Annotated in this window: 19 protein-coding genes; 11 read left to right on the top strand and 8 right to left on the bottom strand. The window is 53.0% G+C overall.

What is annotated here, in order from left to right; translation table 11 throughout:
- Window positions 1-78 precede the first annotated feature (78 nt).
- The 6 genes from phnD to ACFSUF_RS00765 all read left to right on the top strand — a co-directional run bounded on the left by phnD (window position 79) and on the right by ACFSUF_RS00765 (window position 5,321).
- Window positions 79-1,002 carry a phosphate/phosphite/phosphonate ABC transporter substrate-binding protein gene (phnD, locus tag ACFSUF_RS00790; RefSeq protein WP_377599152.1) on the top strand — a complete coding sequence of 308 codons (924 nt, stop codon included), beginning with the start codon at window positions 79-81 and terminating at the stop codon, window positions 1,000-1,002.
- Window positions 1,003-1,755: a phosphonate ABC transporter, permease protein PhnE gene (gene phnE, locus ACFSUF_RS00785; RefSeq protein ID WP_377599150.1), complete on the top strand. Its 753-nt coding sequence runs from the start codon at window positions 1,003-1,005 to the stop codon at window positions 1,753-1,755. It begins immediately after the preceding gene.
- A gap of 1 nt (window position 1,756) precedes the next feature.
- Window positions 1,757-2,530: a phosphonate ABC transporter ATP-binding protein gene (gene phnC, locus ACFSUF_RS00780; protein WP_377599149.1), complete on the top strand. Its 774-nt coding sequence runs from the start codon at window positions 1,757-1,759 to the stop codon at window positions 2,528-2,530.
- A 16-nt stretch (window positions 2,531-2,546) separates the two neighbouring features.
- Window positions 2,547-3,602: a selenide, water dikinase SelD gene (gene selD, locus ACFSUF_RS00775; protein ID WP_377599147.1), complete on the top strand. Its 1,056-nt coding sequence runs from the start codon at window positions 2,547-2,549 to the stop codon at window positions 3,600-3,602.
- Window positions 3,603-3,641: 39 nt separating this feature from the next.
- Window positions 3,642-4,688, top strand: coding sequence for a tRNA 2-selenouridine(34) synthase MnmH (gene mnmH / locus ACFSUF_RS00770; protein ID WP_377599145.1), 1,047 nt, complete (start codon window positions 3,642-3,644; stop codon window positions 4,686-4,688).
- A 117-nt stretch (window positions 4,689-4,805) separates the two neighbouring features.
- Complete coding sequence (locus ACFSUF_RS00765) at window positions 4,806-5,321, top strand: DUF2179 domain-containing protein (RefSeq protein ID WP_377599143.1); 516 nt, start codon at window positions 4,806-4,808, stop codon at window positions 5,319-5,321.
- Between the two features lie 74 nt (window positions 5,322-5,395).
- Here the strand turns inward: ACFSUF_RS00765 and hxlB are convergent, their stop codons facing one another.
- Window positions 5,396-5,953, bottom strand: coding sequence for a 6-phospho-3-hexuloisomerase (hxlB, locus tag ACFSUF_RS00760; protein ID WP_377599141.1), 558 nt, complete (start codon window positions 5,951-5,953; stop codon window positions 5,396-5,398).
- Between the two features lie 7 nt (window positions 5,954-5,960).
- Window positions 5,961-6,593 (bottom strand): 3-hexulose-6-phosphate synthase, encoded by a 633-nt coding sequence (gene hxlA / locus ACFSUF_RS00755; protein ID WP_377599139.1) that lies wholly within the window; start codon window positions 6,591-6,593, stop codon window positions 5,961-5,963.
- 149 nt (window positions 6,594-6,742) lie between these two features.
- Here hxlA and ACFSUF_RS00750 point away from each other — a divergent pair, with 149 nt between their 5' ends.
- A complete protein-coding gene (locus tag ACFSUF_RS00750; RefSeq protein ID WP_377599137.1) occupies window positions 6,743-7,096 on the top strand; it encodes a winged helix-turn-helix transcriptional regulator in 354 nt (117 codons plus the stop codon).
- Window positions 7,097-7,166: 70 nt separating this feature from the next.
- Here ACFSUF_RS00750 and ACFSUF_RS00745 read toward each other — a convergent pair whose 3' ends face one another.
- Window positions 7,167-8,441 (bottom strand): erythromycin esterase family protein, encoded by a 1,275-nt coding sequence (locus tag ACFSUF_RS00745; protein ID WP_377599136.1) that lies wholly within the window; start codon window positions 8,439-8,441, stop codon window positions 7,167-7,169.
- 195 nt (window positions 8,442-8,636) lie between these two features.
- Here ACFSUF_RS00745 and ACFSUF_RS00740 point away from each other — a divergent pair, with 195 nt between their 5' ends.
- Window positions 8,637-10,262: an HD-GYP domain-containing protein gene (locus ACFSUF_RS00740; RefSeq protein ID WP_377599134.1), complete on the top strand. Its 1,626-nt coding sequence runs from the start codon at window positions 8,637-8,639 to the stop codon at window positions 10,260-10,262.
- Between the two features lie 65 nt (window positions 10,263-10,327).
- On the opposite strand, the gene ACFSUF_RS00735 is transcribed toward ACFSUF_RS00740, so the two are convergent.
- A complete protein-coding gene (locus tag ACFSUF_RS00735) occupies window positions 10,328-11,197 on the bottom strand; it encodes a helix-turn-helix domain-containing protein (protein WP_377599132.1) in 870 nt (289 codons plus the stop codon).
- A gap of 226 nt (window positions 11,198-11,423) precedes the next feature.
- Here ACFSUF_RS00735 and ACFSUF_RS00730 point away from each other — a divergent pair, with 226 nt between their 5' ends.
- The 3 genes from ACFSUF_RS00730 (at window position 11,424) to ACFSUF_RS00720 (ending at window position 16,077) form a co-directional block, all read left to right on the top strand.
- Window positions 11,424-13,616, top strand: a complete 2,193-nt coding sequence (locus ACFSUF_RS00730; protein WP_377599130.1) for an alpha-galactosidase — start codon at window positions 11,424-11,426, stop codon at window positions 13,614-13,616.
- A 526-nt stretch (window positions 13,617-14,142) separates the two neighbouring features.
- The gene (locus ACFSUF_RS00725; RefSeq protein ID WP_377599128.1) at window positions 14,143-15,129 is read left to right on the top strand and encodes a Gfo/Idh/MocA family protein; all 987 of its coding nucleotides are present in this window, start codon (window positions 14,143-14,145) and stop codon (window positions 15,127-15,129) included.
- A 15-nt stretch (window positions 15,130-15,144) separates the two neighbouring features.
- Complete coding sequence (locus ACFSUF_RS00720; protein ID WP_377599126.1) at window positions 15,145-16,077, top strand: aldo/keto reductase; 933 nt, start codon at window positions 15,145-15,147, stop codon at window positions 16,075-16,077.
- 84 nt (window positions 16,078-16,161) lie between these two features.
- On the opposite strand, the gene ACFSUF_RS00715 is transcribed toward ACFSUF_RS00720, so the two are convergent.
- The 4 genes from ACFSUF_RS00715 to ACFSUF_RS00700 form a co-directional block, all read right to left on the bottom strand.
- On the bottom strand, window positions 16,162-18,198 hold the full coding sequence (locus ACFSUF_RS00715) for a choice-of-anchor J domain-containing protein (RefSeq protein ID WP_377599124.1): 2,037 nt from the start codon (window positions 18,196-18,198) through the stop codon (window positions 16,162-16,164).
- Between the two features lie 247 nt (window positions 18,199-18,445).
- Entirely contained in the window at window positions 18,446-19,774 is a 1,329-nt protein-coding gene (locus tag ACFSUF_RS00710; protein WP_377599123.1) for a sugar phosphate nucleotidyltransferase, read from the bottom strand.
- Between the two features lie 11 nt (window positions 19,775-19,785).
- Window positions 19,786-20,604 (bottom strand): DUF6492 family protein, encoded by an 819-nt coding sequence (locus ACFSUF_RS00705; protein ID WP_377599121.1) that lies wholly within the window; start codon window positions 20,602-20,604, stop codon window positions 19,786-19,788.
- Window positions 20,605-20,770: 166 nt separating this feature from the next.
- The gene (locus tag ACFSUF_RS00700; RefSeq protein ID WP_377599119.1) at window positions 20,771-21,856 is read right to left on the bottom strand and encodes a GGDEF domain-containing protein; all 1,086 of its coding nucleotides are present in this window, start codon (window positions 21,854-21,856) and stop codon (window positions 20,771-20,773) included.
- Window positions 21,857-21,922 lie beyond the last annotated feature (66 nt).

Here is a 21,922-nt window from a genome sequence, read left to right as displayed (position 1 = left end):
CTGTTTTGTTATACAGGCAATTTGTGATAATCTGAATACTTGATAAGCTATTTTACGGTACAGAAGGAGAGATGAAGCATGTTCCGGAAAAGACAGTCCTTTCTGGTATTAACATTGCTGCTAATCGCGAGCTTAACCTTGGCCGCGTGCGGTTCGTCAACTAAGCAAGGGGAGCAGGGCAATTCAGGGGAAAAAGATCAGGAGCTGCTCATCGGCGTCATCCCGGCGCAAGGCAGCAATCAGATGAAACTGGGAGCGGACAAGCTGGCCGCCGTCCTTGCAGAGAAGCTCGGACGTCCCGTGAAAGCGGAAGTATACCCGGATTACAACGGGGTTGTAGAGGCGATGGGGGCAGGAAAAGTGCAAATGGCTTACCTGGGGCCCTTAACGTATGTCGAAGCCCATGAACGTTATGACGTCCAGGCGATCGTCACGCAGCTGATCGATGGAAAGCCTTTTTATCATTCGTACTTGATTGCTCCATCCGATTCGCCTTACCAGTCTATAGAAGACGTCGTGAAGCAGTCCAAAGAGATCCGGTTCGCTTTCGGCGATATTAACTCCACTTCAGGAAGCCTGATTCCAGGGATCGCACTGAAGAAAGCCGGTGTATTCAAAAGCCAGGAGGATCACCAGTTTAAAAGCGTTACTTATACTGGAGACCACACGGCTACAGCGCTGGCGATCCAGAACAAACAGCAGGATGTCGGTGCCATCGACAGCGCGTATTATAACAATCTGGTGAAGCAGGGGAAGGTCGACGGCAGCAAAATCAAAACGATCTGGCAGTCGGAAGATCTGTTCCAATATCCTTGGGCCGTGATTAACAGCGTTTCGGAGAAAGACCGCAAAACGATCCAGGATGCCATGCTCGCGATCAAAGACGAGGACATTCTCAGCGCTTTCGGCGGCGCCAGCGGCTTCACCTTGGCATCCGACAAGGACTATGCTTCGATCCGCCAGGCAGCTATTGAAGACGGCCGACTGAAAGTGAAGCAGTAAATGATGGCAAGGAAAGCAGCTTACGCGGTTCTGATTCTCGCCCTTCTGGTCTGGGCCGGGGCCGGAGTCGGCTTTGCTCCTTCCGCGCTTAGGGATATCGGGAATACGGTCCGGTTTATAAGCGGACATTGGTTTCCGATGGACCTTGCGGATTGGCGGCTTGCCGTCAGGGCGATGAGCGATACGCTGGAGATTGCCGTGTTCAGCACGTTAACGGCGCTTTTGTTATCAGTTCCGCTCAGCTTCCTGGCGGCCCGGAATACCGCGCCTTCCTTATGGATGTACAACAGTGCCCGGTTCGTATTCAACTTGATCCGTTCCATTCCCGAACTGGTTCTTGCCCTTGTTTTTATTCCTACCTTGGGACTGGGACCGATGCCCGCGGTGATGGCGTTGTTTCTGCATAATTTGGGGGTCTTCGGAAAACTGCTGTCAGAGCTGATTGAAGCTGCGGATGACGGTCCCCAGGAAGCGGTGAAGGCGTTGGGCGGTACGCGGGTGCTAGTTGCGTTGTACGGGATTCTGCCTCAGATTGTGCCTTTAGTGCTGTCCCAGTATTTTTACCGGTTGGAAGCTGCCATCCGGACCAGTTTGATTCTAGGGATTGTCGGTGCCGGGGGACTCGGGCAGATGCTTTATAATGATTTTAAACAGTTTATGTATCAAAAGGTGACGTTCGAGGTGCTGCTGATGATGGCCCTGGTCACGGCGGTGGACCTGCTCGGCGCCTTTGTCCGGAAGCGGGTGAAATGACATGCTGGAGATCAAGGGGCTAAGGAAACATTACCGGGGCGGCGGCGGCGCGGGGACGCCCGCTTTGGACGGGATCAGCCTCCGGATCGCGGAAGGCGAGTTCACGGCCGTGCTCGGACCGAGCGGGGCCGGCAAATCGACGCTGATCCGCTGCATCAACCGGCTGGTGGAACCCGACGCCGGGGAAGTCATCTGGAACGGCAAGCCGGTCACCGGCTCGCCGCCGGAAGAGCTGAGGAACATCCGGGCCGAGATCGGCATGGTGTTCCAGCAGATGCAGCTGCTGTCCAGGCTGTCCGTGATGACGAATGTCATCGCCGGTCAGTTCGCGCGTATGCCGCGATGGCGCAGCTTGCTGGGGGTGTTCCCCGCTGAGGCGGCGAGGCAGGCCCGCAGCGCGCTGGCCGAGGTAGGCTTAAGCGGCTTGGAAGGCCGCCGCGTAGACGCTTTAAGCGGCGGGCAGCAGCAGCGCGCAGCGATTGCGCGCGTGATCATGCAGCAGCCGAAGCTGCTGCTGGGGGACGAGCCGATCTCGAGCCTCGATGCGGTCAACGCGGAGCGGGTCTTGGCGCTCATCGCCAGGCTGCACCGGGAAAAGGGCATGACTGTAGTACTGAACCTGCACAACGTTGCCATGGCGAAGCGGTACGCATCGCGAATCATCGGGCTCACGGCCGGGCGGATTACTTTTGACGGGCCTCCCGAGCAGCTGGGCGAGCATGAATTGAAGCGGATTTATCCGCCGGACCCGGTAGGGGCCGATCATTCACTATAGAAGGGAAGAGTTCCGAATGGCGGATTCTAATGCAAACATTAAATTAACAAGCCTCTCCAGCAAAGGAGGCTGCGGCTGTAAGATTGGCCCTGCGGATTTGGCACAGGTGCTGCGCAATCTGCCAGCCGCCGAACCGAACCCGAACCTGCTGGTAGGATTGGATACAAGTGACGATGCCGGAGTTTACAAGCTGAGCGATGAGCTGGCTTTGGTGCAGACGCTTGATTTTTTCACTGCGATTGTAGATGATCCTTATTCTTTCGGCCAAGTGGCTGCCGCGAATGCCATCAGCGATATTTATGCAATGGGCGGAAAGCCTTTGACTGTACTTAACATCGTGGCGTTTCCGATCCATACTTTGGAGAAACAGGTGCTGACCGATATATTGCGCGGAGCGGCGGATAAAGTGAAAGAAGCCGGCGCAACTCTCGTCGGGGGCCATTCGATTGACGACAAAGAGCCGAAATTCGGTCTGGCCGTAACCGGTCTGGTTCATCCTGATAAAGTAAGGACGAATGCGGGAGCTAAACCGGGGGACAAGCTGATCTTGACAAAACCGATCGGTGTGGGCATCCTGACGACTTCCATCAAGAAGGACCAGCTGAATGAAGAAGAAATTGCCGGAGTCACCAAGGTGATGGCGACGCTGAACAAAACGGCGGCGGAAACGATGGAGCCGTTTCAGGTCCATGCCTGTACGGACGTTACCGGCTTTGGCCTGCTGGGGCACGCCTCTGAAATGGCCAAAGGCAGTGCGGCCGGCATCCGCATTGCGAGGTCGCGCGTACCGCTGCTGCCTCGTGTCAGGGAGCTGGCGGAAGCCGGATTCGTACCAGGGGGAACCAAGAATAACTTTGCGCATTTGGAGGGCTCGGTTACGTTTGATCCGGCATTGGACCAGATCGATCAATGGATTCTGTGCGACGCCGTAACTTCCGGCGGCCTGCTCATTTCCGTCAGCGGTCCGGAAGCGGAAACCTTGCTCTCCAAACTTCGCGGGGCCGGTGTGGATGCACATCTGATCGGTGAAGTGACCGAAGAGCAGCCTGGACAGATCATCGTTACTCCTTAACATCGAAGTGACTGACGCATACGAAGGAGAGGACCGTCCGTGATACATGAGATTACAGTAGAAGAGCTGCTGGAGCTGCAGCGTAAAGGCGAGGCAGCCTTTATTGATGTCCGTTCTCCGTCGGAATTCCAGGAATCTACCATTCCTGACAGTGTGAATATTCCTATTTTCACCGATGAGGAAAGAGCGGAGATCGGAACGTTATATAAGCAAGTGAGCGTGGATGCGGCTAAAGACCGGGGACTCGAGATCGTGTCCGCCAAATTGCCTTCCTTTGTGCGCTCGATCAGCGGAACCGAGCATCGCCGCAAAGTAGTGTTCTGCTGGCGGGGAGGCATGCGCAGCCGCACTTCTGCGACACTGGCTTCTTTAATGGGGCTGCAGATGTATAAGCTGAACGGAGGTTTCCGGGCTTACCGCAAGTGGGTAGTGGAGACGCTGGAGTCCTTCGGCGAGCTCCCTCCCTGCTACGTTATCAACGGGTATACCGGGACCGGAAAGACGGAGCTGCTGCAACGGCTGGAGAAGCTGGGTTATCCCGTACTTAATTTTGAGGAGATGGCTCAGCACCGCGGATCGATTTTCGGCCATATCGGCTTGGCGCCGAGCAATCAGAAATCGTTCGAATCCGCTCTTGTGCATCAGCTGCTGCGTTGGAAAGAGGCGCCCTATCTCATCATGGAGGCTGAAAGCAAACGGGTGGGTAAAGCGGTTTTGCCGGAATTCGTGGTGCGGGGGAAAGAGCAGGGGAAGGCGTTGTTTATAGAGATGCCGGTTGCTCAAAGGGTCGCCAATATTATGGCTGATTACAAACCGGAGGAGCATAAGGACGATTGCCTGAACTCATTTAAGCATATTGAAAAAAGAATCCACACGCCCGTGGCAGCCGAAATCCGCCAAGCGCTGGAACAGGGCCGTTACGAAACGGCGGTCGAGCTGCTGCTTACTTATTATTACGATTCACGGTATCAGCATGCTACAGATCGTTATGAGAATGACCGTGTTACGATCCAGGCCAAGGACGTGGATGACGCTTTGCAGCAGCTTGTAAAACAGCTTCCGCCGCCTCCGGGTAGGTACCAATAAGGAAGAAGTCCGGGTCTCTTGACCCGGACTTTGTTTCATATTCAGCCCCCGACGGTAATGGTTAGCATAAACTCCGCACCGCTGCCGCATTCTAAACGGAGGGAGGAAAAGATTGCTATGGGTAAAATCCTGCTGCTTATATTTGTGATCCAGATCATCTACGTTTCCGCGTTTACACTGCGCATGATACTGACCTTGAAAGGCCAAAAATACATAGCTGCCGCAATCAGCACCGCTGAAATTACGATTTATGTACTGGGGCTGAATCTTGTGCTGCAATACTTAAATCAGGCGTCCAGTCTGATTGTCTATGCGGTCGGATATGCGCTGGGCATTTTGGCGGGGGCATGGATCGAAGAAAAGCTGGCACTGGGTTATGTCACCTTGCAGGTTATATGCAATCGTCCCGATGCCAATATGGCCGCTTCCCTCAGGGAGCAGGGATACGGTGTAACCACCTGGCTTGGCCAGGGACGGGATGGCGACCGGCTTGTACTGCAGATTCTATCTAAGCGGAAAAGCCAGAAATCGCTGCACAAGTCCATACTCGCGCTGGATCCGAAAGCGTTCGTTATCACGCTTGAGCCCAAACAATTTCATGGCGGATTTTGGGCAAGCGCTTTGCGTAAATAGAGAATCGATACCGCTTTGGAAACAAGGCAAGCCCTTGCCGGTTGGACCGGCGAAGGGCTTGTTTGAGGTATATCTCATTCCAAGTTGGCATGGTTTCCGAACATCGCAGCTCCATCGGTCTTTCGCTGATCCATCAGGGCAAGCACCAGACTGTCCAGGAGCAGCAGCAGCGCCTGTTCAAAAAGAGACCCCATCGGCTGAACGGATAAGGTGTGACTGCCGTTCTGTTCTTTGGGCGCAGCAGGAATGGCCACTACTGCGTCGGAGAGCGAGCCGATCGTGGATTCCGGTGCTGTGGTAATCGCAATGACCGAAGCGCCTATCGCTTTGGCCTTAGCCGCCATAGTTGTCAAGGTTTTGGTTTCACCGGATCCGGAACCGACGATCAGCAGATCGCGGGGGGTGATGCCCGGCGTGACGGTTTCACCGACCACATAAGCCCGGAAGCCCATGTGGTGCAGCCTCATAGCGCCTGCCCGGAGCATCAGCCCGGAACGGCCGGCGCCGGCTACAAAAATCTGCTCGGCGTCGAGTATCCGTGCCGCCAGCTCATCGATCCGGCTGCCCGGCACCGCCTTCAAAACCCGCTGAAGCTCGGCGATGACGCTGTCCGTATAATCAGCAACCTGCATCGCCGGCTTACCTTAGTTTCACAAGCTCACGCATACGGGATGCGGTCGCTTGACGGTTTTCCTGTCCGGTAATGCCGCCGCCTACGATGACCAGATCGGGACCGGCTGCGATGACTTCCGGCAGGGTGTCCAGCTTAATTCCGCCGGCGATAGCCGTTTTGGCTTGGCGTACTACCTTCTGAATCGTGTTTAATTCAGCGAAGGAGTTTTTGCCTTCAGCCTGATGATCGTAGCCGGAATGGACGCAAATATAATCTACTCCCATGGCGTCGACTTCTTTGGCCCGCTGTTCCATGTCTTTTACATTAATCATATCGACCATGATCTGTTTGTTATGCTTCTTGGCCTCGGCCACGGCTCCCCGGATCGTGCTGTCGTCCGATACCCCAAGTACGGTGATGATGTCTGCCCCCGCCTCGGAAGCTTTCATCACTTCATAACCCCCCGCATCCATAATTTTCAGGTCGGCGAGGACAGTGAGGGACGGAAATGCCTGCTTGATTTCTTTTACGGCGCGCAGCCCTTCATTGATAACTACCGGTGTACCGATCTCCACGATGTCGATGTATGCTTCCACTTCCTGTACTAACGCTTTAGCCTGCGGAATATCCACCAAGTCTAGTGCCAACTGTAATTTCATCGTTACCTCTCCTTTGTTGTTCTGTTTATGGTTGTCATACGTTTTGTTGAGGTTTATTCTAGTTAGAGACCGTGAAAAAGGGAAGTACGCACTTTAAAGTGGTGTAGTTACCTGCAGGATACTAATAGTACGGATAGAGGAGGCATCTCATGGCCAACGAACTCAAAGAACGTATCAACCTAAAGCAGATCAATTGTGAGAAGGAACTGACTTTGGCGGTGATCGGAGGGAAATGGAAGCTGATCATTCTGTGGCATCTTGGTTTGGAGGGCACGAAAAGATTTAGCGAGCTGAAAAAACGGATTCCTTCGATTACGCAAAAAATGCTGACAAACCAGCTGAGGGAATTGGAGGAAGATTTGCTTGTCGAGAGGAAAGTTTACGCAGAGGTGCCTCCGCGTGTGGAGTACTCCATGACACCTTATGGGGAGAGCCTGATGCCGATTCTCCGCTTGATGTACGATTGGGGTAAAGATTACGGGGAGAAAGTAGTTTGGAAATAAAAAGGAAAAAGCCCCTGTTCCGTCGCCGGATCGGGGGCCCGCTTAAGTCTGTTTACTTCTGCTGCTGCGGTTACACGTATACTTCCTGCTCCAACGGTTCCAGCGCTTTGCTCTCATCCACATAGATAAATGCATCGTAGCGGAAAGCCATCAGAGAAGGGACGTAATTACCGCGTTCATACTGAGGATGATACACTACCCCGATCGCCCGGTGGCCAAATGTGTCCATAAACAGATCGTTCTTTCCTTGAAAAAAGAGCATTTTATCGTAAGGGCCTGCCTGGTGCATTAAGTCTTCCCAACTGCCCTTCATCGCTTTCGGCACCTGCTTAACCTGGACCTCGCCGCCCCAGTCATCGGCTGCGATGACCGTGCCTCTGTGTGTTCCGAAGCCGACTGCGAATACCCTTTCGCGGCCTTGCTGCTCGCGGACGAGCTGCCCGACGTTTACCATGCCGTCATCCGCCATGTCCGTAGCCCGCGCGTCTCCGATATGCGTGTTGTGTTCCCATATGATCGCTTTGGCACCTTGGCCGTGGAATTTCATCAGCCGGTCCAGAGTTTCTGTCATATGGCGGTCCCGTACGTTCCACGATTCATTCCCGCCGCGGACCATCGTCCTGTAATATTTCTCTGCATTTACGGCTACCAGCGCGTTAATCTCGTCGCTTAGGGCCGCTTCGCTGCCTTGCGCCCCGGAGCTGCGCTTTGCATGGAGCTCGTGCAGCAGCTTCACTACTTCCTCTTCGCAGCTTTCGGATAAGAAAGCCGCGGCCACCCCGTAGGATTGGCCTTCGCGCCCATACGGATCAAAGCAGGAGAAGGCTTTCTTGGCCGTTTCCAGCTCCGGTGAACCGGTCTCTTTCAAATGCTGCAGCACCGCTTCCATCGATTCCCACAAACTGTAGACATCGAGGCCGTAAAAGCCTACCTGGTGCTGCGTACCCGCCGGCTTCAGGCTCCCCGCGGCGTTATGGCTTTTGAGCCATTCTGCAAATTCCGTGATTTCCCGGTTAGCCCACATCCAAGCGGGCCAGCGGTTGAAGCTGTACTGCGCTTCCCGGGCGTCCGGTGCTGCGCCGGGGTCATTTTTCACATAGCGGTTCAACGTATAGCAGCTGGGCCAGTCGCCCTCGACGGCAAGGAAGGAAAAGCCTTTCTTCTCGATTAGTCTCCGCGAGAGCTCCGCCCTTATCGTATAAAATTCCGAGGTGCCGTGCGAAGCTTCGCCGAGCAGAACGTAGTCTGCATCTCCAGCCGCTTCCACAATTGCGTCCAGATCGTCGTACGAGTCGAAACGGATTTCCCGTCTTCGAATCTCTTCGATATAAGGGGTAACATTCACTTGAGTGTCCTCCTTGGAGTCATTTTGCCAACAATTAGCATCCCCTTTCTCCCCCAAAACATTCGCACTAATCCAGAACCAGGGAATTGACGATATAGAAAAAGGAGGCGAGCGAACTATGCACTCAGGTCTCCCGACATATAGACATACGGCTTCAACTTTATTAGGCATGCGATTGCAAAGGCAGGGAATAAGATGACATTATTTACGTTATTTATTAAAAGGCTTGTCCGCAATTACCTGTTCGGCTCATCGGCGGCAGTGTTGGGTGTGGGCAGTGTGCTTCTTTTTTCCACCTTGGAGGTGTCCGTCCGGGAAACTTGGATTTTGCTCGGGGTGATGATATCCTCGCTGATGATCATGTTTAGTTTTGAGCTTGCGCTCTTTTACCGGCATATCGGACCTATCCGCAGAGCTTTCTCGGAAGGGGAGCCCGGTATTTTGGTACTTAAGCAGGCCTATATCCAGACACACCGGTTTCCGATCTTGTCGGTACAACGGATTTTCGGACCGCATTTGTTCGGCTTGGCCGTCCCTTCGGGGACGATGCTGTATCTGCTGATCCGGAAGGGCACGGTATCCATTCCGATGGATTACTTGTGGCTTGGGGCCGCGGGGGCACTGCTTGTGGCAAGCATGCATGCTCTGATCGAGTTTTTTCTTACAAATCATGCGATCCGGCCGGTCTTGGTTCATCTAAGGCAGCAGTCGGCTGTGTTGCACCAAACCGATCTTTCCCTTGACGGCCAGGTACTGGTGTCGATCCAACGGAAATTCCAGCTTAGCGCGTTCCTCATTGGAACCTTTCCTCTATTCCTGTTCATGCTGGCATCGCAAATTAGATTAAGCGACTTGCCGGAGGGGTACACAGCGGATTATTACAAATGGGCGGCAATTATCCTTGCCGTCTGTGTAGCATTCTCCTCTCTTGGCGCCTGGCTTCTGTCCAGAGATGTAAAGGAGCCGATCCGGGATTTGTACGCGTCATTGGACCAGGTAAGAAACGGGGATTTCGAGACTGCCGCACCGGATATATATACTGATGAATTCTCACAGCTTGTGGCGGGCTTTAACCACATGGTGCGCGGGCTCAAGTTCAGGGAGCAAATGAATAACCAGCTGATTTCCAGTTACTTCACGACCCTTGCGGCAGCCCTGGATGCTAGAGATCCTTACACGGCGGGGCATTCCGAACGAGTGGCGCGTTATTCGGTGCTGATTGGAACGGAGGCCGGCCTGCCGGAGGCGGAGATGGAGCTGCTTCAGAAAGCGGCGCTGCTGCATGATATCGGCAAAATCGGGGTAAGGGATACGGTTCTGCTGAAAGAAGGAAGATTGACGGACGAGGAGTTTGAACTGATTAAACTGCATCCGGTGCTGGGCGAGAACATTCTGAAGCAGATTGAGCCGGCCGAAGCGTTGGCAGCGATTCTGCCGGGTGTGCGGTCCCACCATGAACAGTATAACGGCAGGGGATATCCTGACCGGCTGGCCGGAGAAGACATCCCGCTGCTCGGACGTATTATCGCCATCGCGGATGCCTATGACGCCATGACGTCGGACCGGCCGTACCGGAAAGGCATGCCGGTGGAGAAGGCGCTTGGCATCCTGGAGGAAGGCAGCGGTACGCAGTGGGACCCCGCATTTACGCCGCTGTTCATACGGCAGATGCGGGCTTCGGCAACGCCGCTTGAAGCGGCAGGGCGAGAAGGGCGCTCCGCTATGCAGGCTGCTGCGGGGTCAGAGAGTGGCCCAGCGGTCCCGGCAGGATCCGGTTCGGAGCAGCGCTCTCTAGCCTCAGCCGCCTCCGACGCAGGGTAGGTACCAGCCTGCTGTACTAGTATAAACCTGCCTGGCAACGGCAGGTTTTTCTATGTGAACACCGCCTAAGACGAACCCTTACTCTCCAAATCAGACTGCGATACGGCAAGTTTCCTGTGCCGCTTGCGGTAGGAGCTGGGGTTTTCGCCCATGATTTTTGTGAATTGTTCCGTGAAATAAAACGGGCTGGAAAAGCCCACATCCTCCGCGATTTCCTGCACCTGACGGTCGGTGTAGGCCAGCAGGCGGGCGGCTTGGCGGACGCGCATTTTCAGCAGCACTTCCATGACCGGCTCGCCGACTTGCATTTTGAACAAGTGAGACAGGCGGGAAGGAGACAAACTGACCTGTTTGGCTAAGTCCGCTATGCGGCGGGATGTCCGCAAATCTTCTCCAAGGCGGAGCAATACTTCCTGGACCCGGCGGTCGATCCCGTCTTTCGTCCGAAGGTTATGCTGCCGCGCGGTCAGCATGAGTACCTCCTTGAGCGCATGCAGCGCAAGAGGCTCGCTGAACTCGCCTTCCTGCGCGCTGTCCTCGCGCATGCGCTTGAATGCCCCGCAAATACGGTCCCAAATCTCCGGGACATCGATCTGCGCAAACAGCAAGCCCGGCAAAGCCTCAGGCCACTGCAAATAGTGGGGCCAATCCGGCTGCTGCAGGAAATGCGCCCAGTAAAAATGCCAATGTCCCTCAGGAGAGGTGCGGTAATGATGCATGGTCCCCGGTTTCAATATGGCGATGTCACCGGGACGACAAGTAAAGCTTTGGCCGCCGACGCTGTAGGTTCCGCTTCCGGAAACCGTTGCGGTTATGAGCCAGTCGCGGGTGCCGTAGGGACGCAGCATCTCATAGCTGCTTTTTTCCTCGAAATAGCCGCAGATCAGCAGCCCCGCAGGGGGAATAATTTCAACTGGCGCCTGTCCTTTGTTCATGGCTTCTCCTCGTTTGCTGTTATCGTTCCGTTCCTTTATTTTAACAAAACCTTGTAAACATACCTATCCTCCTTTACAAGTTTGAGAGAAACCTAAACAAAACTACATTTGTCCATATGCCCACTCCATCCATCCATAGGAATTCAGGATGTAAATTTGTATGATAATATATTAGATAACAATTCATTGCAATTACCAATATCTATTTACTTAGGGGGACACCACTGTGGCTATCCACATAAATAAAGAGCAGCAGCTTTCGTTCCATTTGCAATCCGCCGGAACCAGCTATATCCTTCAAATTCACCCTATGGGATTCCTTTCCCATGTATATTGGGGAAAACGCCTCAACTCGGCGGATCCGAGTCAGATATTGACGTACGCTCAACGGTGCTCATTTCATCCGAATCCGGATGTCAATGACGTGATGACACTGGATACGCTGCCGCAGGAATACCCGGCTTACGGAACTTCCGATTTCCGCCAGCCGGCTTATCAGGTTCAACTGGAGAACGGTTCGACGATCAGCGAGCTGTTATATGAATCGCATAGCATTAAGCAAGGCAAACCCGCATTAGAGGGACTTCCTTCTACGTATGTAGAGCAGGAGGAGGAAGCGCAGACGCTGGAGATCGTAACGGTAGATAAGGTAACGGGCCTGAAAGTGATTCTGTCCTACACCGTCTTCGAACAGCTCGACAGCATTACCCGTTCCGTGCGCTTTGTGAACGAGGGACAAGAAAATTTGAATATTTTGCGTGCCCTGAGCGCCAACGTGGATTTTTACCATAAAGATTTCGATTTGCTTCACCTGGCCGGAGCATGGGCCAAAGAGCGCAGTGTAGAACGCCGGCCGCTGACAACCGGAACCCAGTCCATTGAAAGCCGCCGCGGATCGAGCAGCCATCAGCACAATCCGTTCATCGCTCTGATGAGCAAAGGGGCGGGAGAGGAACATGGAGAAGTGTACGGCTTCAGCCTGGTTTACAGCGGAAATTTTCTGGCCAGCGTAGAGGTCGACGCATATGACACGTCACGTGTATCTATGGGACTGAATCCGTTTGATTTCAACTGGCTGCTGGAACCGGGGCAATCGTTCCAGACCCCGGAAGCCGTAATGGTGTATTCTGATCAAGGGCTTGGAGGCATGTCCCGCAAATATCACAAACTGTACCGCACTCGCCTGTGCCGCGGACTGTATCGGGACGAGGTTCGTCCAGTGCTTGTGAATAACTGGGAAGCGACATACTTTGACTTTACTGCAGAGAAAATCGAGTCCATCGCCGAATCGGGCAGAGAACTGGGCATTGAGCTGTTCGTCCTGGATGACGGCTGGTTCGGTAAGCGCGATTCCGATAACAGCTCCCTTGGCGATTGGATTGTAGACCGCAAGAAGCTTCCGAACGGGCTGGAAGACTTGGTTGAGCGGGTTCGCAACTTAGAGATGCAGTTCGGGTTATGGTTTGAGCCTGAAATGGTCTCCCCGGACAGCGAGCTTTACCGCGCGCATCCGGACTGGTGCCTCCATGTGCCTGACCGCAGACGTACAGAGGGCCGGAATCAGCTGATTTTGGACTTCTCGCGCCAGGATGTGTGCGACTACATTACCGAAGCGTTAACCAAGGTATTGTCCAGTGCGCCGATTACGTATGTAAAATGGGATATGAACCGCAACATGACGGAGATCGGCTCCGCCTTGCTGCCTGCTGAACGGCAGCGTGAGACCGCTCACCGTTATATGCTCGGATTGTACCGGGTACTTGAAGACATTACGTCCAAGTTCCCGCATATTCTGTTTGAAAGCTGCTCCGGCGGCGGCGGCCGGTTCGATCCGGGGATGCTGTATTACATGCCGCAGACGTGGACCAGCGACAACACAGATGCGGTCAGCCGTTTGAAAATCCAGTACGGAACCAGCATTGTTTATCCGATCAGCTCGATGGGAGCGCATGTATCCGCCGTTCCGAATCATCAGGTTCACCGGATGACATCGCTGGAAATGCGCGGCAATGTCGCTATGTCGGGTAACTTCGGTTATGAGCTGGATTTGACGAAATTTACGGATGAAGAGAAACAAACGGTAAAAGCCCAAGTGCAGATGTACAAGGAGATCCGCTCTTTGGTACAGCAGGGGGATTTCTACCGTCTTCTGAGCCCGTTTGAAGGCAACCAGACGGCATGGATGTTTGTATCCGAAGACCAGAATGAAGCGTTCGCCGCTTACTTCCGGGTGCTGGCTGAGCCGAATGACGCCATCCGCCGGGTGCGTCTGAAAGGGCTGCATCCAGAGAAACTATATAAGCTGCACGGCACGGAACAAGTTTACTCCGGCAGCCAGCTGATGTATGCAGGCCTCGTACTGCCTCAGCTGCATGGCGATTATCAAAGCGCAGTCTGGAGATTTGAGGCAGCGGAATAGAGTAGCAGACGAGCTGGAGCGTTGGCGGATACCGCCGGTGCTCCAGCTTTTTTTGAACAGGCTTGTGATATACTGAGCATTGGATTCTCATCACAATTCCGGCGGATTATGATATCGATGAATCCAGGCTCGACGAACTGGTAAAGAAATCGTTCATGAAAGATCAGGCAGGTTCTACAAGATTATGGATAGGGATAGTGTCAGGGATATTCTTAAGAGGTCAATGTAAGCAGCAAAGCTAATGCTGGCTGCAGCATAATAGAAATACCTTCAGGTCCGCAGCTCATGCTGCGGGCTTTTTTTCAGAGGTTATTACCCTATTCCGATACTTTTCCGGAATGAAATGAACCGCTCCGCCTAGAGACGGCGGAAGCCGTTTCACCGTGTTCCGGCTTGAATCGCAATTTTCTTATATCCTACCGCATTAATATGCTATATCAAGGTGCCGGGATTTCCTCTATACTAGGGGCAAAACTGATTTCTCTATCCTGCTTTTACCAACTCAATATGAAAAGGTGGTACTCCTATGACGAACAAATTACGCTGGGGTGTAATCGGCTGTGCGGGGATTGCGGTGAACTCTGTCATTCCAGGCATACGGCAGTCGGCAACCGGAGAAGTGACAGCGATTGCAAGCCGGGGCCTCCAAAAAGCGGAGGAGACAGCGGCCAAACTGGATATTCCTAAAGCATACGGAAGCTATGAAGAGTTGATAGAGGACCCGAACATCGACGCTGTCTATATTCCGTTGCCGAATCATCTTCATATGGAATGGTCCATCCGCGCAATGGAAGCGGGCAAGCATGTGCTCTGCGAGAAACCGATCGCGCTGAATGAGGCGGAAGCGCAGCGGATGGCGGACGTTAGCCGGAGAACCGGCAAGCATCTGGCGGAAGCGTTCATGTACCGCCACCATCCCCGCTATGAACGGATTGCCGAGATTATCCGCTCCGGCGAGATCGGGGAGCTGCGGGCGATCCACAGCGCATTCACATTTAATAATGCAGGTGATAAGACCAACGTGCGTTACCGTAAAGAGTGGGGCGGCGGATCGCTTTATGACGTAGGCTGCTACCCGCTTAGCGCTGCCCGCCTGCTGCTCGGCACAGAACCGGAGGCGGCTACGGTACACGCGCTTCTGTCTCCAGAGCATGACCATGTGGATATGATGGCTTCCGGGGTGGTAGAGTTCCCGGGCAGTATCGCCCTTACGTTCGACTGCGGCATGTGGGCAGCGTTCCGCAATACGCTGGAAGTACTGGGAACGGAAGGACGGATTGAGGTGCCATCCGCGTTCATCGGCGAGGCGAGCTTCCTTGTCCACACGAGCGGAGGTACCCGCAAAGAAGAACAGCCGGCGTTAAATCAATATGCCCTGCAGGCCGATGTGTTTGCCCGTACGGTTTGGGGAGAGCAGCAGGAACGGTTTACGCCGGATGATGCCGTTGCAAACATGAAATTGCTGGATGCCTGCTTGAAATCTGCGGAAACCCGCACAAGAGTCGTACTTTAAAGGAGGAATGGACAGATGAAACAGATACAAATTCCAGGCTTGCGTCAAGGCGTTTCCCAATTGATTATGGGTTCGGATTATTTTACGCCGGATAACTTCGATCAGGTTCGTGCGAACATGGCTGCTTATGAAGCCATAGGAGGAAATACGATTGATACAGCTTTTATTTATTGGGGCGGACAAAGTGAGAAGGCCATCGGGATGTGGCTGGAGGAGCGGGGGAACCGCGGCACTTTCAATGTGTGGACCAAAGGCGGCCATCCGAACCAAAACGGGCCACAGGTAAACCGCACGGCAATTTATAACGAGCTAATGACCAGCCTGGAGCGGCTGCGGACGGATTACGTTGATTTATATGCATTGCACCGCGATGATGTGAACGTTCCAGTTGGGCACATTATGGAAGCGCTCAACGAGCATATGGAAGCGGGACGCGTATTGGCGATCGGCGCTTCCAACTGGACCAAAGAACGGTTGGAGGAGGCGAACCGCTATGCGGCGGATCACGGGCTGCGCGGATTCGATTTCAACAGCCCGAACCTCAGCCTGGCGAAGGCGCAGGACCCTTACTGGGCGGACTGCATCAGCGTGGACGAGGAACTGCTGAACTGGCATGAGCGTACGGAACTGCCGTTGTTTTCCTGGTCTGCCCAGGCGCGCGGTTTCTTCACTGGACGTTTCACCCCGGAGGACAGGTCAGATGCCGATCTCGTGCGTGTATTCTATAACGATGACAACTGGGAAAGGTATTATCGGGCAGAGAAATTAGGGCGCGAGAAGGGAGTTTCCACAATTCAGATCGCTCTGGCTTACGTGCTGAACCAGTCATTCCCAACCGCCGCTATTATCGGCGCCCGGAACGAAGCGGAATTCCAATCCTGCCGTGAGGGAGCGGACATCCGGTTGACGGATGAAGATATTCGGTGGCTGGATCTTCGGACCCGTTAAACAATTCATTGTATTTGAAAAAGGAGCTGTCCTTAAGGTATAAGTTACCTTTCGGGACAGCTCCTTTGAATTCCACGCAGACTCCTATTTATTCTTCTTATTCGATTTCAATCCGACGCTGTAATCGTAAGTGACACTGCCGTTCTTTCCTTCCGGCGCGGCATAAGTCGTCATCATAACGATGCGCTCATATTGAGTATTGTGAAGCATCGTACGGAGGTCTAACCGGTCCTGCGCGGACATATTGACCGGATCCGCGATGCGGATCACTTTCACGCCGCTGTCAGAGCCTTTATCCGCGTTCTTCTTGTATCCGATAAATTGGATTTGATAATTGACATAATCTTTCGTAGCCTGTTCCAGACTCATGAATCCGGAAGTGGAGACAGCCGGGTCAACGACTTTCCCGTCCAGTTTCAAATTGGACAAATACCAGCCGCTTTCGGTATAACCCCAGTCCGTGAGATAACGGAATGCGACAAGAACCTTTTGTCCGGCGTACTTGCTGAGATCGAAGGTTTCCGTTACCCATCCGTCGGTTGCACCCGTGAAGCCCGGCAGATTGGACGTAATTTTCGGATATCCGTTCTCCACCACGTCACTGCGGGTATGTTCGTTTGCCAGGGATGTCCACGTCTTTCCGCCATCTGTGGATACCTGCACCACCCCGAAGTCCCATTGCTCTTCAATATTGTACTTAGTGTCAAAAGACAGCGAAGGCGCCGTTGAACCGGTTAAATCCAGCTCTTTAATCAGGAAGTTATCTGCCTGGTCGCCCTGGTTCCCCCATAGCACCGTGCCGCGCTCCGGATCTTGTGCCACAGCCCAGCCGGTGCCCAAGAAATCGATACCTTTGAAATACAGGTGTTCGATCTTCTCCTCAGGCTTAATCACTTTGTAGTCCGTACCCCAAGCCGGAGAAACGTTATCTGGCAGGACGGAAGCTTCCAAATTAGGTTTCAGGTCGATAGATTTGAAGTTAAACAAAGCATTTTTACTCACGTTGTCCAAATTCAAGGCCGTAATATAGTCGCTGTAGATTTCGGAGAACGTTTTCTTGGAGCCGACTTTAGCGAGTGCGGCATTGATGCTGTCTATTCCGTGCTTCTGGCTTTGGAATTCTTCCTGGATAAAAGCCTCGCCGAACTGCTCATACAGATAAAGCTGGAACAGATAGGCATTCCCGTAATCGGCTAGAATCTGCAGGTCCGTTTGATCGCCCCATAAGGTCAGGGAGTTCCGCAGATGCTGCATGAAGAAATCCACATGGCCTTGCGAGTGGCCGTAGCCTACGAGGTACTGGGCAAAATCGGACAGCCCCTCATTAATAAAGTTCTCTTCGCCTGCATCGGAATCACGGTGCAGCAGGTGCTGGAATTCGTGAGCGAAGGTGCCTTCGTACTGATATGGTTTAGCGGCATTAGGGCCGGTGCGGTTCAGCCAGTCATAGCAGTCGATGGTCATGACGTTACGGTCTGAGAAATCGCTGATGGTAGGTGAAAAATAACCCGCTATGTAACTTGGATAATTTGAAGTATAGTAACTTTGGTCTTTAATGTTATCTACCAGAATGACGGTGCGGCCGACATCGTCCTTATACCAGCCGTTATAGCCTTCTTCGCCTTTCCGCTCCGCAGGTGCACCGAAGAACTCCACTTCCTTCTCGTACATCCGGTTATCGAACTCATTCAACAGATACTGCACCTGCTGATCAGTGATCTCAACCATGCCGTTCCGAGGATCACCGCTAGGATATTTCAAATCATTGGCTACCCATACTTCACCGTATTTGCCCACGGCGCGAAGAGTGAAATCCGTTAACGTATACTTAGCGGTGTAATCGTTGTTCGTAAGCCATTTCTTAACGGTACCGACAGATAAAGAGGCATTCGCGGCGGCGGCCGGCGTTGTACCTGAAGCGGTTGCTGAGCTTGCGCTCAGATCCAGCCGGTTCTCAGCTTTCACTTGCTCCAAAGTTTCCGAGCGCAGCTTGGACCCGATGTCCTGAATGGACGGATTCAAGTTATAGCTCGGCGGCTGAGCGGAGAGGGCCGCTGGAACCAGGACGGTTCCGGCCAAGAGTGCGGAAGACAGGATGCTGAAAACTTTGGTTCTAGGCATAAATGCATTTCCTCCTCTTAATCTACTATCCCTGAAGAAAACGTATGGCATTACGGTTGTTAACGGTTCCTAGAGGGTATGCTTCTCATTTAATAATAGATTGCAAGAATTGGTAAGTGCTGGAGTGCCCACTTCGTTAGACCTGTTTTTGACCGATGTTCTATGTCAATTCGACGGCATTCTCTTTTGTTCGATCCGTAGTTATAAAGACACCCGGAACCATTCAAGGTTCCGGGTATTTAGGACTTTAGCAACCGGGAGGGTCCCCTCGTACTGATGTTACCGTTTCTATGATGACCATACCTTCGGCTCCGGCGAAAACCGAATGAGTCTGCCCGGAGGTAATCGTTAAAGTCCTGCCGGGGAAAGCGGTGCGGGATTTCCCTTGAAGGGTCCACTGGCCGCTCCCTTGCACCGCTACCCAGTGCTTCCATTGCTGCAGGTCTGCTTTGGCATGATAGGCAGCTCCCGGCAGAAGAGTCAGCTTGCCGGTTACGGACCGCACTTCGTCCGTTTCCGAACGGTCGAGTACCCGCCGGCTGCCCCACGCCTTTTCTTCATAATTCAAGGGGCTCTGCGGGTGCTGGGACAGCTGGTCTTTAATTCGGCTGCTGCCGCTCTTGGAGGATACGAGAATACCTTCCGGGCCGGCCGCTACAATAAGGCCGCCCGCACCAATCACATGGATCGGCAGCTCCAACTCGTTCACGAGGTGGGTGCCTTGAGAATCTGATGAAACCGAACCTGGACCCGTGATCGTTTCGGATAACTGCTCTGTCAGCGTACCCCAACTTCCCAAGTCGACCCAATTGCCGGAGTAGGGTAATATAATCGCACTGGCACAACGTTCGGCAACCTCTTTATCAAAACTAAGCTCCGATAGGGAGGAATAGCAGTTTAGGAAGTTGCTATAGTCAGTGGGAAACCCGAGCGATTTCATGACGGACATCAGGTAACCTATCCGGAAAGCATACACCCCGCAATTCCAATATGCCTTCTCCGCAATCAGTTCACCAGCGCGGATGGGGGAGGGTTTTTCTTCAAATCGCAAAATAGGATAGGATTCAGGCGAAGCATTACAGGCAGAAGGATCAGGAACAATGTATCCGTATTGACTGGAAGGATGGTCAGGTGACGTGCCGATGAGCGCCAGGTCCGAACCTGAAGAGGCCAGCGCTCCCGGCATAGCCCTGATCAGGTCAAAAAAATCATCGTTGGCATATAAGTCCGCAGGCATGAAACAAATGATCTCTTCAGGCGGGAGCTGAAGCTGTTCAAGCAAATAGGCGGAGGCCAACGCTGCCGCACTGAAAGTTCCGCGCTTGTGCGGCTCCGTAAGCAGCGGGAAGTTCCCGCCTACCTGTCGGCGGGTGAGGTGGGCCTGCTGGTTATGCGTCACAATCATGCACTGTTCCTGTAAACCGGCAGAAGCTACCTGTCGGCAGATGCGTTGGATCATAGATTCTTTGCCTCCGTCGGGGGACGGGAGTAAAGTCAGATAGATTTTGGACCGTATCTCATTGGATAGGGGCCATAGTCTTTTGCCGGAGCCGCCGGCCAGCAACAATAGACGCAATTGGCCTCCTCCTACTCTTTCGGTGTTCTGGTGTAGCCTTTTCTCTGATGGAAGGATAACGAACGATATTTGCGTGCGAGCAGCCGGACTTTGGCAGCACTCAGACTGGAAGCTTTCAGGGGCAGGCTTTTGTTAAGTGTATGACGGAACAGGATTTCTCCGGGGCGCTCCGCATAGTGAAAATTGCCATAGGTTTCAAACTCCGAAAAGCCGAATTGCTTGGTTTTATCGATACTGCGGAGAATTGCTTTAAACCAGGCTATGCCGTGACGATCCTCTATGGTACGCTTCAGGCGGGAAAGTTTGTCCCGGTCAAACAGCATATAGTGGCTTACAAAAGAGTGGGGGGCGGACACGCCCTTTCCAAGCAGTTTGCGATGCGTTCGGAAGTACTCGGGCTGTGACCAGCTGCGGTAATAATATACGGTTTTTCCCTTTGTCAGGAACGTGTGAGGACGGATCAGGACGGTGTCCGCATCGATCACAAGAAAATGTTTCCGTTGGCAGATCCGGTCCCCGCTGAGTTTGAGCAGCTGTTGAAGAAGCCAGCCGGAACGTTCCCATCGTGAAGAGCGGTAATGAATGTCCTTTTTGGAAAGCGGGAGTACCAAGGCTTCGTCAACAAATTTACAGCCCTTAGATGCGCATAAGCGTCGGATCCCGGCGGAGCCGCCCGGCGAAACAATATAAACGGTACCGATCGGATGCCGTACAAAGCGCCGGACCCCGTCAATGACATAGGGAAGGGTGTTCAGATCTTTTTCTATGGCCGGTATTAGCACATCTATCGCCGTAGAGGATGAGATATGGCTTGAGGGCAGCTCAGGCATGACTTCAGCTCCATTCTAACTAGATAGATCTAAGATATGAACTGTTGAGAGAATAAGAGTGGGCCAGAGACGGGGAGTAATGAAAATGGGGGAGCGGGACATGTTTCGGAACATACCAAAAAAGGCTTAAAGAGACATGGTACTCTCTTAAGCCTTTTTGGATTTTTCATATATGCAAAGAACGAACCTGATTACGACCGCTTTTTTTAGCTAGATACATGGCTTCATCCGCTTCTTTATAAACCAGTTCAGGCTGGTACGCCGTTTCCCCGTAGGTGGAAACTCCAATCGACACAGTAATCCGCAGCTTATCCCCGCCGGACGGATGAAGGAATTCGTGCTTCTCCACGGCCCTGCGAATTCGCTCTCCTACTTCCATTGCTTGGGGATGGGGGCAGTCCGGCAGTAAAACGGTGAATTCTTCGCCGCCGTTTCGCGACACCGTATCAAACGGCCGCGCTGTACCCGGAAGCAGGATGCCTAATTCGTGTAGCACTTCATCGCCGGTCAAATGCCCATAGGTATCATTGATTTTTTTGAAATGATCGATATCTAGCAGGAGCAGGGAAAGTTTCTCGCCGCGGCGGTCCGCCCAGCTGATCGAATTGTTGAAGGCTTCGTCGAACATGCGGACATTATTGACTCCGGTAAGAAAATCTCTTGTGGCATGCTCTTTAAACCGCTCAATGGCAAGATGGGATTGTTGAAAATAGAGCAGCAGATAATATGACAGACAGGCACAGGTGAAAACCAGCAGCACATAGATGCCATAGAAGCTCGCCACTTTATCCAGGCTGCCTATGGCCAGCCATAAACTAAAGAAACTGGTCCCGGCCCAAAAAGTCAGTAAGCAGAAGAAACGCGTCCAGTTGCCGGTTTTCCATTTGCTGAGTACGTAGCCGGCGAGGAGCATCAGAAGCAAATGGACAACAGCGATCAACGTTACATAATGAAGAGGGAAAAAGAGAATTCGGCCGCCGGCAATCAAAGCGAAAGTAAGCAGGCCCGGTAAAAATCCGGCATGCAAAGCAATGATGGCAATAGGAACGATTCTCATATCCACCAGCACCGAATCGGTGACGGAAATCGCATTTTGCATCAGCACATTGCCCAGGATACCTGCAATGAACCCGGCGAGCAGCTGTTTAGTGAATAAGGATGTTTGCTCGATTCGTTTCCACCGGTACAGTTGGCTGGCCAGAAAGAGCAGGGATATCATAAGAGAGAAGTTAATAAATAGGTCTTTTATCATGGGTCATACCTCCCTAGTTGAACAGTATAACCTTAAGATTCGACAACTTTCGAACTACTTCCTCTT

Origin of the sequence: Paenibacillus gansuensis (assembly GCF_042684925.1) — a bacterium.
GTDB classification, from domain to species: Bacteria; Bacillota; Bacilli; order Paenibacillales; family DY6; genus Paenibacillus_N; species Paenibacillus_N gansuensis.
Note: the sequence above shows the minus strand (reverse complement) of the source record. Positions and strands in the feature narration are given on the sequence as shown.